At 71.5% G+C, this 15374-nt stretch carries 14 protein-coding genes; 7 read left to right on the forward strand and 7 right to left on the reverse strand.

From position 1 onward, the window contains the following. Nucleotides 1–79 precede the first annotated feature (79 nt). Nucleotides 80–745 (reverse strand): hypothetical protein, encoded by a 666-nt coding sequence (locus AB0D14_RS20635; RefSeq protein ID WP_362781000.1) that lies wholly within the window; start codon nt 743–745, stop codon nt 80–82. A 247-nt stretch (nt 746–992) separates the two neighbouring features. Between AB0D14_RS20635 and AB0D14_RS20640 the strand changes: the two genes are divergently transcribed. Then, nucleotides 993–1685, forward strand: a complete 693-nt coding sequence (locus AB0D14_RS20640; RefSeq protein WP_362781002.1) for a copper homeostasis protein CutC — start codon at nt 993–995, stop codon at nt 1683–1685. Between the two features lie 88 nt (nt 1686–1773). On the opposite strand, the gene AB0D14_RS20645 is transcribed toward AB0D14_RS20640, so the two are convergent. Further along, nucleotides 1774–3846, reverse strand: coding sequence for a UvrD-helicase domain-containing protein (locus AB0D14_RS20645; protein WP_362781004.1), 2073 nt, complete (start codon nt 3844–3846; stop codon nt 1774–1776). Nucleotides 3847–4148: 302 nt separating this feature from the next. Between AB0D14_RS20645 and AB0D14_RS20650 the strand changes: the two genes are divergently transcribed. Further along, nucleotides 4149–4379 carry a hypothetical protein gene (locus AB0D14_RS20650; protein WP_362781007.1) on the forward strand — a complete coding sequence of 77 codons (231 nt, stop codon included), beginning with the start codon at nt 4149–4151 and terminating at the stop codon, nt 4377–4379. 6 nt (nt 4380–4385) lie between these two features. Here the strand turns inward: AB0D14_RS20650 and AB0D14_RS20655 are convergent, their stop codons facing one another. Next, nucleotides 4386–6032: a DNA repair helicase XPB gene (locus AB0D14_RS20655; RefSeq protein WP_362781010.1), complete on the reverse strand. Its 1647-nt coding sequence runs from the start codon at nt 6030–6032 to the stop codon at nt 4386–4388. A 224-nt stretch (nt 6033–6256) separates the two neighbouring features. On the opposite strand from AB0D14_RS20655, the gene istB reads away from it, so the two are divergent. Continuing rightward, entirely contained in the window at nt 6257–7612 is a 1356-nt protein-coding gene (gene istB, locus AB0D14_RS20660) for an IS21-like element helper ATPase IstB (RefSeq protein WP_362781013.1), read from the forward strand. On the opposite strand, the gene AB0D14_RS20665 is transcribed toward istB, so the two are convergent. After that, on the reverse strand, nt 7590–7796 hold the full coding sequence (locus AB0D14_RS20665; protein WP_362781015.1) for a hypothetical protein: 207 nt from the start codon (nt 7794–7796) through the stop codon (nt 7590–7592). The genes istB and AB0D14_RS20665 overlap by 23 nt on opposite strands. A gap of 487 nt (nt 7797–8283) precedes the next feature. Next, nucleotides 8284–10923 (reverse strand): helicase-associated domain-containing protein, encoded by a 2640-nt coding sequence (locus AB0D14_RS20670; protein ID WP_362781017.1) that lies wholly within the window; start codon nt 10921–10923, stop codon nt 8284–8286. A 141-nt stretch (nt 10924–11064) separates the two neighbouring features. Here AB0D14_RS20670 and AB0D14_RS20675 point away from each other — a divergent pair, with 141 nt between their 5' ends. Then, complete coding sequence (locus tag AB0D14_RS20675) at nt 11065–12165, forward strand: hypothetical protein (protein ID WP_362781019.1); 1101 nt, start codon at nt 11065–11067, stop codon at nt 12163–12165. 103 nt (nt 12166–12268) lie between these two features. Further along, the gene (locus tag AB0D14_RS20680; protein ID WP_362781022.1) at nt 12269–12895 is read left to right on the forward strand and encodes a haloacid dehalogenase-like hydrolase; all 627 of its coding nucleotides are present in this window, start codon (nt 12269–12271) and stop codon (nt 12893–12895) included. Between the two features lie 34 nt (nt 12896–12929). On the opposite strand, the gene AB0D14_RS20685 is transcribed toward AB0D14_RS20680, so the two are convergent. After that, nucleotides 12930–13175, reverse strand: a complete 246-nt coding sequence (locus AB0D14_RS20685; protein ID WP_362781024.1) for a hypothetical protein — start codon at nt 13173–13175, stop codon at nt 12930–12932. 171 nt (nt 13176–13346) lie between these two features. Here AB0D14_RS20685 and AB0D14_RS20690 point away from each other — a divergent pair, with 171 nt between their 5' ends. Further along, nucleotides 13347–13730: a cold-shock protein gene (locus AB0D14_RS20690; protein ID WP_362781026.1), complete on the forward strand. Its 384-nt coding sequence runs from the start codon at nt 13347–13349 to the stop codon at nt 13728–13730. An 80-nt stretch (nt 13731–13810) separates the two neighbouring features. Here AB0D14_RS20690 and AB0D14_RS20695 read toward each other — a convergent pair whose 3' ends face one another. Beyond that, nucleotides 13811–14209, reverse strand: coding sequence for a VOC family protein (locus tag AB0D14_RS20695; protein ID WP_362781028.1), 399 nt, complete (start codon nt 14207–14209; stop codon nt 13811–13813). Nucleotides 14210–14342: 133 nt separating this feature from the next. Between AB0D14_RS20695 and AB0D14_RS20700 the strand changes: the two genes are divergently transcribed. Next, entirely contained in the window at nt 14343–15365 is a 1023-nt protein-coding gene (locus tag AB0D14_RS20700) for a YafY family protein (protein ID WP_362781031.1), read from the forward strand. Nucleotides 15366–15374 lie beyond the last annotated feature (9 nt).

Genomic DNA, 15374 nt, shown 5'->3' on the forward strand with positions numbered 1-15374 from the left:
TTTGCGCGTGGGGACGGGCATATCAGGTGCCAACCTCGACGGGGGCCATGCCATTCCATCGGGTGGGATCGGGTGGGGTTCAGCCCGTCAGCAGAGTCAGTTCACTCGTCAGGTTGCGGCGGGCCGGGCCCTCCCATTCCCTTGTCCCGTACGGGGTGTGGAAGAGGCGGGGCAGGTCCAGGAGCTGCCGGAGGATTGCCGCGCGGCCCTCGCTGAAGGCGTCCGGGGGCACGAAGGCGTACTCCTCACGGACCGCCTGCGCGTAGGCGGCGTAGGAGTCGGCGGGCGAGGCGAGGATCGCCAGGTCGGCGTCGCACAGGACCTGGCCGTTCGGGTCGTCGTCGGCCGGGGCGTGCGTGACCGTCAGGCGGACGAGGCGGGCGACCTCGGTCGTGGCGTCGGCGGAGAGGCCGGCCTCGGGGAGCGCGCGCTCGGCGAGACGGGCCGAGCGTTCCTCGTTCTCGGAGCGGTCGGGCTGGTAGACCGCGTCGTGGAACCACGCGGCCAGCCGGACCAGATCCGGGTCGTCCGCGGCCTTCTCCAGCACGTCGACGTGGTCCAGCACCGCCGTGAGGTGGTCGAGGGTGTGGTAGCGACGCTGGGGCTCCGACCAGCGGGCGAGGAGGTTGTCGGCGTAGAGGGAGGGGTCGGGGTAGGGGTAGGGGTAGGGGTCCTGCGTGTCCGTCCCACGGCTCCGGTGGAGTGCGTGGGACCAGCGGGTGCGCAGGGCGTCGAGGTCGGCCATGCGCTCCATTGTCCGCCTGACGCCTGACGCCTGACGCCTGACGCCTGACGCCTGACGCCTGACGCCTGACGCCTGACGCCTGACGCCTGACGGCGCGCGAGGGAGTTGTGCCACGTTGCCGGGCCGTTGATCTCCGGCAGGGTGCGCGTAGGCTGAGCATTGGACTAGACCTGTAGTTCAGGCCTGCAGCCCAGGCCTATAGCCAGATTTGTAGCCGCCCATCTGTCCGCCCGAGGGAAGAGGTCCTATGAGCAAGCGTGCAGTCCTGGAGGTGATCGCCCTCGACGTCGAGGACGCGGTCGCCGCCGAGGCCGGAGGCGCGGACCGGCTGGAACTGGTCACCGACATGGCCGCCGACGGGCTCACCCCGCCGGTCGGGGCCTTCGCCGGGATCCGGGCCGCCGTCGGCATCTCGCTGCGCGTGATGCTGCGCCTGGCCGACGACTTCGCGGCCGGGGACGTACAAGCGCTCGTACGGACGGCGCGGGAGCTGAGGGCGGCCGGGGCGGACGAATTCGTGCTCGGGTTCCTGGACGCGACCGGGGAGCCGGACCTGCCCGCGCTGGAGTCGGTGCTCGCCGAACTGGACGGCTGCCGTTGGACGTTCCACCGGGCGATCGACCGCGCCGCCGACCGTGACGCCCTGCGCAAGCGGCTCTCCGACCTGCCCGGCCTGGACACGTATCTCACTGCGGGGTCGGCGGCCGGCGTGGACGAGGGCCTGCCGACACTGCTCGCGGAGGCGGCCCGGCGCGGCGAGCCCGGCTACGAGCCGCGACTCCTCGTCGGTGGGGGCCTGCGCCTCGACCACGTACCGCGGTTGCGGGCGGCGGGCGTCGACGCCTTCCACATCGGCGGCGCGGCGCGGCCGGGCGGCTGGGAGACCCCGGTCTCGGCGGCGGCGGTACGGGAGTGGCGCTCGGCGCTGGACGCCGCCTGAGCCCCGGCCCCGTCTTCAGGGGCGCGGGGAACTGCGCGACCAGCCCCCACCGGCCCGCAGGCGGTGAAGGCGGTGCAGGCGATGTCGGCTACCCCGGCGGCTGTTCGGTCAGCTGGGCCGGCAGGCCCGTCGCGTGGGTCACGAGCAGACCCGAGACCGCTCGGGTCAGGGTGACGTACAGGCGGCGCAGACCCGTCCGCTCGTCCGGTTCGGCGTCGACCACGGCCCGGGGTTCGTCCAGGACCACGTAGTCGTACTCCAATCCCTTGGCGAGAGACGCCGGTACCAGGGTGAGGCGGGCGGCGAGGGTCGTCTCCTCGCCGGGGGCGAGGTGGGGGATGCCCGCCTTCGCCAGGGCCTCGGACAGCAGCGGTACGCGCACGTCGGCCGCGATCAGGCCGACCGAACCCTCATGGCCCAGCAACTCCTCGCAGGCCGCGACCACTTCGGCGGCGCCGGCATCCGTGGTGATCTCGCGGACCTCGAAGAAGCCCGGGTTCTCCCGGACCGACGCCACCGGCGCCAGGCCCGGCGCGATGTGGGGGAGCAGCCGGGAGGCGTACGCGATCACGTCCGTCGGGACACGGAAACCGGCCGTCAGCTCCTCGACGACCGCGTCCCGCTTGCCGAGATGGGCCAGCGCCTCGTCCCAACCCGGCGTCGCCCAGGGCGTCGTGCCCTGCGCCAGATCACCGAGCACGGTCGCCGAACCGGTCGTGCAGCGCCGCCCCACCGCCCGGTACTGCATGGGCGACAGGTCCTGCGCCTCGTCGAGCACCACATGCCCGAGAGAGTGCGTGCGCTGTACGAGATCGGTGGCCTCGTCGATCAACACGGCGTCCGCGGCGGCCCACCGGGCCGACTTCGCCGACCGTACGGGCTTCGCCCACCGGATCGTCTCCTGCTCGTCCTCCGTGAGGATGCCCTCCGCGTGCAGGGCCAGGAACTCCGCGTCGGAGAGCAGGCGGAAGACCAGCTTCGCCGGGTCCACCGGCGGCCAGATCGCCTTCACCGCCGCCTTCACCGCGGGGTTGCGGGCCACGGCGTCCTGCACACGGTCGTCCGGCGCCTCGCCCGACCGTTCCATCTGCACCAGCACGGCGTGCGCGATGCGCTGCGGCAGGGCCTCGCGGGCGGCGCCGTACCGGATGTCCCGGTCCAGCAACTCCTGGACGATGTCCGTCAGTTCGTACTCCGGTACGCGCCAGCGCCGCGAGCCGCGGACCACCACGACTTGCTCGGTGGGCATGGTCACCTGGGCGCGGACGGCCCTGCGCAGGACCTCGGCCATCCGCGCGTCGCCCTTCACGACGGCGGTCGCCGCCTCGTCCACGCCCCGCACCTCGACATGCGCGACCAGGTCGTCGACCGTGGCCTGCTTGACCTCCAACTCGCCCAGCGCGGGCAGCACCTGCTCGATGTAGTGGAGGAAGGACGCGTTCGGCCCGATGACCAGGGTGCCGGTCCGGGCGAGCCGGTCGCGGTGGGCGTAGAGGAGGTACGCGACCCGGTGCAGGCCGACGGCCGTCTTCCCGGTCCCCGGACCACCCTGCACGCAGACCGTGCCGCCGAGACCGGACCGTACGATCTCGTCCTGCTCCGGCTGGATCGTCGCCACGATGTCGCGCATCGGGCCCACGCGCGGGCGCTCGATCTCCCGCTGGAGCAGCTTGCTGGTGGCGGCGACCTCCGATGAATCAGTGGGGTCGGAGAGGTGCTCGTCCTCGTAGGCGGTGAGGTCGCCGCCCGTGTATCCGAAGCGGCGGCGCAGCGCGATGTCCAACGGGGCCTTCTTGGAGGCCCGGTAGAAGGGCTGGGACACCGGGGCGCGCCAGTCGATCACCATCGGGTCGCCGCCCGCGTCGTGCACGTGCCGGCGGCCGATGTAGAAGCGTTCCCCCTGCGCGCCCTCCGCCTGCTCGGCGCCCGGGGCGTGCAGGTAGTCGAGGCGGCCGAAGAACAGCGGAGTGTGGGACAGGTCGGCCAGAGCCTTGATGCGCTCGTCGATCTGGCGGGTCAGGACCTCCGCGTTGACCCAGTTCGCGGTGACGTCCCGGATGTCGAGGGACTGGACGTCCTCGCGCATCGAACGCAGCGCGGCACGGGAGCCCGCGAGGTGGGCACGCTCGCGGGAGAGAGGATCATCGGGCGGGGTGGACACGGGCGTTGCCTCCGGAGCCTGCGAGAGCGGCGGGACCTGGTGGGCCCTGCCGAGTGGCGGTGAGCCGGCCGGTTTCCGTCCGGGCGGCGGCGCTCCACGACGGGAGGCGGGCAAGAGCGGAGATCTTAGGCGAGCCGGCGCGGCCGGTGCCAACCGTTTTTCGTCCCCTGGGGTCCCCGGTCCCCTAAGGGATGGCGTCCCCCCCCCGTGGGGAGAGGTCGGTCCGGAGTCGTACGAGGGGATGACGGAGGTTCGCTCCGCAGGGCGATGAAAGCGGAGCGCCTGGATTCCACCATGGATACATGAGCACTGCGACGTTCACCCAGGCCCCCGTCCGCCCCCGGCCGCCGTCCGGCGCGGCTGCCCTGCAGGGCAGCCGCAACCAGAGCCGCAACCAGAGCCGCAGCCAGAGCCATAACCACAGCCATCGCTTCGGCGACACCCTGCGCGCCGTCAAGGTCTTCGCCGGCGCCGCCCTCGGAGTGGTCCTCCTCGGCGAGTACGGCGAGGAAGCGGGCGTACGCCGCCGGTAGGACCGATCAGTTGTTGTCCGCGAGGAGTTCGTCCGCGTCCACGATCCGGTACGCGTAACCCTGTTCGGCCAGGAAACGCTGGCGGTGGGCCGCGAAATCCTGGTCGATGGTGTCGCGGGCCACGACCGAGTAGAAGTGGGCCTGGTGGCCGTCCGCCTTCGGGCGCAACACGCGGCCGAGGCGCTGAGCCTCCTCCTGGCGGGACCCGAAGGTGCCCGACACCTGGATGGCGACCGTCGCCTCCGGCAGGTCGATGGAGAAGTTGGCGACCTTCGAGACGACCAGGACGCTGATCTCACCCTGCCGGAACGCCTCGAAGAGCTTCTCGCGCTGCGCGTTCGACGTCTCCCCCTTGATGACCGGCGCGTCCAGATGCTCGCCCAGTTCGTCGAGCTGATCGATGTACTGGCCGATGACGAGCGTCTGCATCCCCGCGAACCGGCGGACCAGCGCCTCCGTGACCTTGCGCTTCGTCGCCGTCGTCGCGCAGAAGCGATACTTCTCCTCCGCCTCGGCGGTCGCGTACGCGAGCCGCTCGGAGTCCGTGAGGTTCACCCGGACCTCGACGCAGTCGGCCGGCGCGATGTACCCCTGTGCCTCGATCTCCTTCCAGGGCGCGTCGAAACGCTTCGGCCCGATGAGGGAGAACACGTCCGACTCGCGGCCGTCCTCGCGCACCAGTGTGGCCGTCAGACCGAGCCGGCGGCGCGCCTGGAGGTCGGCGGTGAACTTGAAGACCGGGGCGGGGAGCAGATGCACCTCGTCGTAGATGATCAGCCCCCAGTCGCGTGAGTCGAACAGCTCCAGGTGCTGGTAGACGCCCTTCCGCTTGGTCGTCAGCACCTGGTACGTCGCGATGGTGACCGGCCTGATCTCCTTGCGCGTACCGCTGTACTCGCCGATCTCCTCCTCGGTCAGGCTCGTGCGCTTGACCAGCTCGTGCTTCCACTGCCGGGCCGAGACGGTGTTCGTGACGAGGATGAGGGTGGTGGCCTTCGCCTCGGCCATGGCACCGGCCCCGACGAGTGTCTTCCCGGCGCCGCAGGGGAGTACGACCACTCCGGATCCGCCGTGCCAGAAGTTCTCCACCGCCTGCTTCTGGTACGGCCGCAGGGACCAGCCGTCCTCAGCGAGGGCGATGGAGTGCGCCTCGCCGTCCACGTACCCGGCGAGGTCCTCGGCCGGCCAGCCCAGCTTCAGCAGCGTCTGCTTGATCTGCCCCCGCTCGGAGGGGTGCACGGCCACCGTGTCGGGGTCGAGGCGGTCTCCCACGAGCGGGGTGATCCGCTTCGAGCGCAGGATCTCCTCAAGCACGGGCCGGTCGGTGGTGGTGAGGACGAGCCCGTGGGCCGGGTGCTTGCTCAGCGTGAGCCGGCCGTAGCGGCCCATCGTCTCCGCGATGTCGACCAGCAGTGCGTGCGGCACCGGATAGCGGCTGTACTGCACGAGCGCGTCCACGACCTGCTCGGCGTCGTGCCCGGCCGCGCGCGCGTTCCACAGGCCGAGCGGGGTCACCCGGTACGTGTGGATGTGCTCGGGCGCGCGCTCCAGCTCGGCGAAGGGGGCGATGACCCGGCGGCACTCGCCCGACAGCTCGTGGTCGACCTCCAGGAGGAGGGTCTTGTCGGACTGGACGATGAGTGGACCATTCACGCGTGCGTCCCCTTCTGCACGGCCGTGCGACGTGCACGGCCAAACGTCCAGTGTGCCTGATCGTCGGCGTATGCCATCCCGAACGGTCGGCACCCTCCGTCCTGTCCTACTGGATGTCTATTCATTCCAATGAGTGGTGTGAATTCAGATTTACGGCCGTGGCCCCGAAGAATGGCGACCCCGCAGGTCACTGCCCCAGGTCGCCGCCCAGGGAGAGCCCACTGTTGTCCGGTCACAGTCATGCCCCGCCGCCGTCGCCCGCTCCGCCGTCCGCCTCATCGCCGGCCACGACGCTCGGATACGCGCTCTTCGCCACCCGCTGGCTCCAGGCCCCGCTGTACTTCGGTCTGGTGGCCGCCCAGGGCGTGTACGTCTACAAGTTCTTCTACGAGCTGTGGAATTTAATCCTCCGGTGCGTGACCGGGCAGGCGAACGAGACGTACGTGATGCTCGCGGTACTCAAACTGGTGGACGTCGTCATGATCGCCAACCTGCTGATCATGGTGATCGTCGGCGGGTACGAGACGTTCGTCTCGCGCATCGGCCTCCAGGGCCACCGTGACCAGCCCGAATGGCTCTCGCACGTCAACTCCAACGTACTGAAGGTGAAGCTCGCCACCGCCATCGTGGGCATCTCGTCCGTCCACCTGCTGCAGATGTTCGTGGACGTGCACCACACCTCGCACCACTCGCTGCTGTGGGGGACGGTCATCCACATGGCGTTCATCGCCTCGGCGGCGATCCTGGCGTACATGTCGGGGCCCATGGCGGACCGGTCGGACCGTTCACACCGGGGGCATGCGCAGGGGCCAGTTGCTCCGGTTGCCTCCTCGGCCCCCGTCCCGCCTGCCTCTCTCGTCTCCTCTGTGTCCCCCGTGTCGTCGGTCCCGGCCGAGTTCTTGCTTACGGCCCCGGCCCCGGTCTCGGCCCCGGTCCCGGTCCCGGTTCAGGCGGCCTCCTCGCCGTACGACTCATACGCCTCGTGCGACTCGTACGAGGCGGGGGCCGAGGCCAGGATCCGCGATGCCTGCTTTCCCGATCGGAAGCTGCTGGAGGAGTTCGACGAGGAGCATCCCCGGGTCTTCGACCGGGAGGCCGTGGCCCGGCTCGGCAAGCTGGACTTCGTCGCGGCCCGGCGCAACGTGGTGTTCGTCGGTCGGCCAGGCACCGGCAAGACCCATCTCGCCGTCGGCCTCGGCGTGCGGGCCTGCCAGACGGGGCACCAGGTGCTGTTCGCGACCGCGGCGCAGTGGGCCGCGCGGCTGGCCGGGGCGCGGACGGACGGCCGGCTCACCGATGAACTGGCGGCCCTCGACGCCCACGCGCTGCTGATCGTCGACGAGGTCGGCTACACCCCGTTCGACACGGACACGGCACACCTCTTCTTCCAGTTGGTCGCGCACCGCTACGAGCGGGCCTCCCTGATCGTGACCAGCGACCGCCCGCCCGGCCGCTGGGACGAGATCTTCGGCGGCGCCGCCCCCGCGATGGTCGACCGGCTGGCGCACCACGCGGAGATCGTCCGCCTCGAAGGGGACAGCTACCGGATGCGCCGGGCTACTTCAGCGTGGGCAGAGTGAGGTTGTTGACCAGCGGTCCCTCGACGGTGACCCCCTCGGTCACGAGCGGTTCGACGGCGGCCACCGGCAGGGGCAGCGGCAGGGCGGGCCGGGCGGCGGCCTGCGGGGCGAGTACGCCGAGGAGCGCGGCCGAGGCGAAGAGGGCGACCGTGACGACGGATCGCAGGGGCTGGACGGAACGCATGGGGACTTCGGAGCCTCTCGGGAGATGCTGAGCCGGGGCAAGCCGGGGCAAGCCGGGGCAGGCCGGGGCGGGGGGCTGGAGGGGACGGGCCGGCCCCGGAGTGCTGCCGGGGTCGGCCCGCAGGACGTGCGGGGGCGACTCAGAGCGTCAGGCCCCCGCCGAGATCGATACCGATCGCCACGGCCTGGGAGGCGAGTGCGCCGAGCAATGCGGCGGTACCGATCAGGACGGTGGCGACACGACGGGCGGTGCGCATGGGATTCCCTCTCCGTTGCATGGGCGCTCCGTTGCATGGACGGAACGGTGCGTGACCAAACTGTTGCGTTGCGTGAGCACAACGCCCAGTGACTGCCCCGCAGTTCGCGCCGCGATGCGGGAGGCCCCGCGCCGTCCCTCATGGGTGGGAAGCTTCCGGCGTGGCGTGCATGAACCGCCGCCTACACCCGAACGAGTGGGCGGAGCCCCGTCGGTGAGCGGGTGAGCGGGCTCAGGCCTGCTCGTCCGCCAGTTCCGCCACGCCCGTCACCCGGTGCAGGGGATACGTCCTGACCTCGTCCGCGGTGTGGTCGTACGCCGTGACGAAACCGCCCTCCACCCGGACGGGAGCGATGACGCGCTGGCTGGCGGAGCCCTCGGCGTTGACGTAACCGATCCACAGGGTGCCGCCGGTGAGGACGGCGGCCTGCATGGTGGCGAGGGTCTCGGCGGAGCTGGTGCGCGGGAGGGTGCCGTTCTGTTCGGGTGCGGTGGTGGTGGAGGAGGTCGCGGACGGCTTGCGCGGTGTCGTGGAAGCCAGGTCGCCCGCGCGGATGGCCCGGATCGCGGCGCTCAGCAGGGTGGTGTCGGGGGACGGTGGGCCGTCGGGTACCGGCTCGGGCGCTGTGCGCGGGGGTGTGCGGTGGGCGTGCGCACGGGTGATCAGCACGTCACCCTCGGCGGACTCGGCGGCCGGTGCGAAGCCCATCGCGCGCAGGCCTTCGAGGAGCGTGGCCGGGTCGGACTGGGCGGCCAGGACCGTGGGCGCGAGGCGGCGCAGCCGGAGCCCCTGCGATCGCTTGTCGGCGATGATCTCGTTCAGGAGTGCGTCGTCGTCGCAGCGGACATACGCCGACGCCGCGCCGATCCGCAGATGGCCGTGTCTGCGCGCCACGTCGTCGATCAGGTAGGAGAGCGGCTGCGGAACCGGCGTACGGGAGTGGGCGGTGAGGAACGCCTGCAGGTCGGAGGCCGAGCGGCCCGCGTCCAGGGCCCGGCGGACCGAGCCCGGCGTGAAGCGGTACACCGTGGCCCCGCCCTTCGACTCCACGTCGGCGAGGACGTTCAGGACCTCCGCCAGGGGGCGTTCCAGCGGGCCCGGGGCCACTGCCGTCAGGTCCGCCTGGAGGAGGACGTGGTCGAGGGCCTCCGGGAGCAGCGGCGTCAGCAGCCGGCCGGCCCGGGCGGCTGCGGAGGCCAGCTCGGCGGGGGAGCGGGATGCGGGCGGGGCCAGGGGCGCCGGTAGGTGGTGGTGCCTGTGATGGACAGGGAGTTTGTCGCCGGGACCGGTGGCCGGCTCCGGGGCGGGTGCACCCGGTGCGGCCCCCAGGAGTGCCCGCCCGTGGGCGGACAGCGCGCCCCTGCCGGTGATCCCCAGCGACTCGGCCTCGGTCAGGGTCCACCCGGTGAGGCGGGCCCGCAGGTCGTCCGAGGAGGCGGCGCCGCGCAGGGCACGTTCCCAGTGGAGGCGGGTGACCAGGGAGTCGGGGGAGGCGGAGCCGCCCTCGGGCAGCGCGGCGAGGAGCGAGAGGACCCGGTGACGGACCTCGGGGGCTGCCGAGCGGTCCAGGCCGGGGCCGAGGGCCGACAGGGTGCGCTCCTTGGTGTCGCGGCCGCCGATCACGCCCGCCGTGCGGGTGGCCGACAGCCACGCCGTGGCCAGCCGGGTCCAGCGCTCGGCCGCCGGCAGGTCCAGCCACTCGTCGTAGGCGGGCGTCGCCGCGTACCGCTCTTCGGCCGCGCCGTCCGAGGCCAGCAGGCCCGCCGCGTAGGCGAGTTCCACCCAGAAGGCGGCGACCGGTTCCGGCAGGTCCAGGGCCACGGCCGTCCGCTTCAGGTCCCGTACGCTCAGGCCGCCCGCGCGCAGCACGGACGGGCCGCCCTCGTCCCAGTCCTTCAGCAGCTCCTCGACGGTGGCGAGCGCGGTGTACGCCTGACCGGCCGCCGTGGAGTCCACAACCTGTGGACGGTGTACGGCAGTGGGCTCGACCGGCGGAGGAAGTGGTTCCGTCTTCTGGTGTGCCCGCCCCGCGCGCAGATGAAGGGCGACCTCGCGGGGGAGTACGACCGTGCCGGGCGCCGTCGGCAGCAGCAGCCCGCGGTCCAGGAGCCAGCGCAGGCGGGCCGCCGGATCCGCGGTCACCTGCCCGTACGGCGGCCCCCAGACCAGCCGCGACAGGACCTCAAGGGACTCCGGCGGGGCCTGGTCGAGCAGCGCGGACATCCGGGCGCGGTCGGTGAAAAGACCCGTGAGCGACTCCACCGCGGACACCGCGTCGTGTGTCGTGGCCAGCCCGGCCGCCGCCAGGAGTTCCTGGATCCGGCCCGGCGACATGCCCGCCGTGGCCTCCGCGACGGTCGGGCCAAGACCCGTCGGGGAAGGGTGCTGCGGCGAGGGCGCGAGCAGTTCGCGGGCCGTGCGGACCAGCCGGAGCCGGGTGTCCGAGCCCCACACCAGCGCCTGTTCGCGCAGTGCGGCCACGGCGCGGGGCAGCATCTCGGTGACCACCGGGTCGCACGCGTCACCCGCCAGCAGCTCCAGGAGCGTGCCGTACGGCGCCAGGTCCGGGGCCACGGCCAGCGCCTCCGCCGTCTGGAGGGCGAACCGGTCGAGGCGCTCCAGGGCGCGGATCACGGAGGCGCGGGTGCCGGCCCGGGTGGCCAGCTGCGAGAGGTCGGTCGGTACGGGAGTGATGAGGTCGGGCCGGGCCCGCAGCAACGCGGACAGGGAGGAGTCGTCGCGGGCCCGCAGGTCCTCCGCGAGTGAACGAGGGTGTGCCCCGGCGGTGGCGGGCCCCTCGGCGGAAACCCCGCCGGACGCCCTTCCGGACGCCCCGCCGGGCTCCTCTGATGACTGCTCCTGGACGCTCATCCGATCCACGGTAGCGGGTGGGCCGCCGCAGTCGTTCCCCTTGAGGCGCGCCGCCGCCGTGCCGGGGCTCGTCACCGGCGGCGGGCGCGGTACCGTCGGTCGCGCGGGGAATTTCGACGCGGGAGCCCCGGAGGGGACTTCGTGGGGATCGAGAGCGACCAGCTCGTATTCGATTATCTGAGCCGGGTGGGCGACCTGGCCCAGCAGAGACAGCTGCCGTCCGGGACGCGTATGCGGCTCGTGTCGGAAGCGCGGGCCGAGATCGACCGGCGCCGGGCCAAGGCGACCCTCGACAGCCCGGCCGCGGTCCGCCGCATCCTCGACCGTATCGGTACTCCCGAGTCACTGGTCGAGTCCGCAGGCGGTACCGGTGGCGGTATCGGTGGCGGTATCGGCGGCGGCGAGGAGCCGTCACCGAAGCGGGCCGCCTTCCCCGCCCAGCGCGCCCAGGAACCCGAGGGCCGGCCCAAGCGCCTGCGCCGCGTGGTCCCCAGGTCGCGCCCCGAGAAGCCGGACGTCGCCGAGACCGCCCACGCCGTGCCTTCCCCGCCGCACCTCGCGAGTACGGAGGAGCTCGGCTCCGGGGTGCAGCCCGACTGGTGGCGGGTGGAGAGCGGACCGTTCGGGGCGACGGACAGCGTGCCGGGGTTCGTCGGGGGTGTGGAGATCCCGGAACTGTTCAAGCCACCGCCGCCCGACGACGAGTTCGACAGTCCTGGCAGAACAGATGAAGCGAACAAGTCGGGCAAACTAGACAAGTTGGAGAAGCTTGACGAGCGCGGGCCCGAGTCGAAGTCCGCGGCGGCCGTCGTCGAACCGGCGGCCCCCGTGGAGGCGGTCGAACCGGACGGGTCGACCGGGCGGAGACGCCGTCGCTTCGTCCCCCGCCTGCGCCCCCTCGGCGGCGGCTGGTCCAACCCACTGCTGTTGCTCGCCGCCGCCCTTCTGGTCGCCGGCGCGGTCATGGGCAACCTCGTCATGCTGGGCCTCGGCTGGCTCATCGCCTACCTCTCGCGCCGCCTGAGTCCGACCGAGTCGAAATGGGCCGTCCTCGGCGTGCCCGGACTGGTCGTTGCGGCGGGCGTCATGTGGCTCTGGGGCCGTACGGAGGGGCGCTGGGGTACGCCCATCGCGAAGGGGCAGATGGGCGACGAGGTCGCCGAGACCTGGCCGTTCGTCCTGCGCAGCGCGGCGGTTGCTTCCGCGCTGTTCCTGGTGTGGAGGTCACAGCGACGGAGGTAGGTGCCCTCCTGGGCGGGGGTGGCGGCCGGGTGCGGCCGGGTGCGTCCGGGCGCGGCGTGCGTGGTCCCGTACGTGGTCTTGTACGTGGTGCCGGCTGGGCACAATGGTTCATATGACCTCTCGTGTGCTGACCGTCGGCTTCGACCTCGACATGACCCTGATCGACTCCCGGCCCGGGATCCGTGCCTGTTACCAGGCGCTCTCCGAGCGGACGGGGGTCTTCGTCGATGCCGATCTGGCCGTCACGCGGCTCGGGCCACCGCTCGCGGAGGAGTTGATCAACTGGTTCCCGGCCGAGGAGGTCGAGGCCACGGCGGACGTGTACCGGGAGATGTACCCCACCCATGCCATCGCACCGACGCCCGCGATGGCCGGCGCCCGCGAGGCGATAGCCGCGGTGCGGGCGGCCGGGGGCCGGGCCATCGTCGTCACCGCCAAGTACGAGCCCAACGCCAAGTTGCATCTCAGCCATCTCGGCATCGACGCAGACGCCGTCATCGGCGACCTGTGGGCCGAGCGCAAGGCACAGGCCCTGCGCGAGTACGACGCGGACGTCTACGTCGGCGACCACACCGGCGACGTACGCGGCGCGCGTACGGCGGAGGCGCTGTCCGTCGCCGTGGCCACCGGCCCGTGTGACGCGGACGAACTGCGCGCGGCGGGCGCCGACGTGGTCCTCAAGGACCTGCTGGAGTTCCCGGACTGGCTGGCGGGCCACCGGACGGCGTGACTCTGGGCTGCCGCTGCGGGCATGGGCATGGGAACTAACCGCCGCGCGCCTGCCGGCGCCCACTGGCGATCGACTGGAACACCCCCGCCCCCGCGATGAGGAATCCGACGCCCATCAGCATGCTCAGACCGAACATGTACGGAGGAAAGGGCGTCGTGTCGAGAAGCAGCGGGGCCACAGTGACCAGCGTGGCCACTGCTCCGACGATGAACACGATGGCACCGGCACGGATCAGTCCGTCTCCGGCCTCGGCGGAATTCGGTTGGTTTTTCTCACGCACCCGACCAGGGTAGTTCCCTGCGCCCGCCACTTTGAGCCGCTGCCGGCACAGGTAGCGGCTCAGTCTCGTTTTAAGGCGTGTTGGGTTGGAGAGACCCCCGGTAGTGTGGTTCGTCGCGGCAGTTCAACCGGGGTCCAGGAACGTCCGGGACCGATAGAGGGAGCGTGTGCTTTGCCGACTGGCAAGGTCAAGTGGTTCAACAGTGAGAAGGGCTTCGGCTTTCTCTCTCGCGACGACGGCGGCGACGTCTTCGTTCATTCCTCGGTCCTGCCCGCCGGAGTCGATGTTCTGAAGCCGGGTCAGCGTGTGGAGTTCGGCGTGGTCGCCGGGCAACGCGGTGACCAGGCACTCTCGGTGACGCTATTGGATCCCACGCCCTCCGTCGCGGCCGCCCAGCGCCGTAAGCCGGACGAACTCGCGTCCATCGTCCAGGACTTGACGACCCTTCTCGAAAACATCACGCCGATGCTTGAGAGGGGCCGCTATCCCGACAAGGCCTCCGGAAAGAAGATCGGTGGCCTCCTCCGCGCGGTGGCCGACCAACTGGACGTCTAGGACCGGTTAGGGCCTGCTAGGACCTGTTAGGACCTGTCCGGTCGATCACCCCGGACGTCCCTCGGCGACTGTTCCCGGTATCACCGCGCGAACTTCTCGATGGCCGCCGGGGTGACGGGCGTGAAGAAGTTGACGAGGTTGCCGTCGGGGTCGCGGAACAGCAGCGACCGGTTGCCCCAGGGCATCGTGGTGGGCTCGGTGACGAAGTCGGTGACGAAACCGGCCAGATCCTGGTGAACGCGGTCCACGTCGTCGACGCGGAACTCGGTGATCACGCTGCGGTTGTCCGCCGGGTGGGCGGAGCCCGGGGCGAACAGCGGAACGGTGCGGGTGCCGGCGATGGCGAGGGTCGCGCCGGCGGTCCTGAGTTCGGCGAAGTCCTCAGTGGCCCACGCTGCCTGCACGCCGGTGGCTCGCTCGTAGAACTCGACGAGGCGTGCGACGTCGCCGGTGATGATGCGGATCGAGACGAAATCCATGGTGCTCTCCTTGGCTGGTGGGGTCGCCGGCTGCAGTCGTTGTCGTTGGCTGATGCAGCCGTTGTCGTTGCCTCACGCAGGCTAGGACAAATAGTGGACAGAATCGGCCCTGTATTCGCCTTAGGCTGGACACATGTCCCGACCCACCGTCCGCGTGCTGACCCTCCTGGAGCTGCTGCAGTCGGGCGGCACGCGGACGGTGGCCGAACTCGCCGACCGGCTCGGCGTCGACGCGCGCACCGTGCGGCGTTATGTGGACCAGCTGCTCGATCTCGACGTACCCGTGGAGTCGGTGCGCGGCCGTTACGGTGGGTACCGGCTCGCCTCCGGGTACCGTCTGCCGCCCCTCATGCTCAGCGACGACGAGGCGCTGGCCGTGCTGCTCGGCCTGGTCGCCGGCCGCCGGGCAGGGCTGACGACAGCGGGTCTCACCGCGAGCGAGACGGCGTCGGCCAAGATCCGGCGGGTCCTGCCCAGGCATCTCGCTCACCGGCTCGACACACTCCTGGAATCTCTCGCCTTCACAGATCGGCCCACGGATCAGCCCGGTGAGTTCGCCGCCCCGGACGCCGGGGTCCTGCTCACCATCGCCGATGCGGTACGTCACCGCCGGCCGGTCTCGATCAGGTACACCGCCCGGGACGGCCGACGTAGCGAGCGCACGCTGCACGCGTACGGGATCGTCGCCCACGCGGGCCGGTGGTACGTCACGGGCGTGGACCCCGAGATCGGCGAGGACCGCACCTTCCGGCTCGATCGCATCGCGGACGCGAGGGCCCTGACCGGCTCGTTCGAGGCGCCCGTGGGCCCTGATCCGGCAGAGCGCGTGGTGACGGGGTTCGCCACGGCCGAGTACCGGCATGAGGTGACCCTGCGGATCCACGGGACCGTCGAGCAGATCCGCGCCCGCCTTCCCGCCACTGTCGCGAGCCTGGAGGAGGGCGTGCCCACGGTGGAGGAGGACGCGCCCACGGCGGACGAGGACCGCGGGACCGAGCGCTGGCTGCGCGTCGAACTACGGGCGGAGCGGCTCGACTGGTTGCCGCCGGTACTCGCCTCGCTCGGCCGGCCGTTCGTCATCGAGCGCCCCGACGAACTGCGCGATCTCGTCATCGCGTTCGCCGAACGCCTCACGTCCTACGCCCGCCAAGCCTGACAGCGAGCA

The sequence above is a fragment of the Streptomyces sp. NPDC048484 genome (assembly GCF_040651415.1).
Classification (GTDB): domain Bacteria; phylum Actinomycetota; class Actinomycetes; order Streptomycetales; family Streptomycetaceae; genus Streptomyces.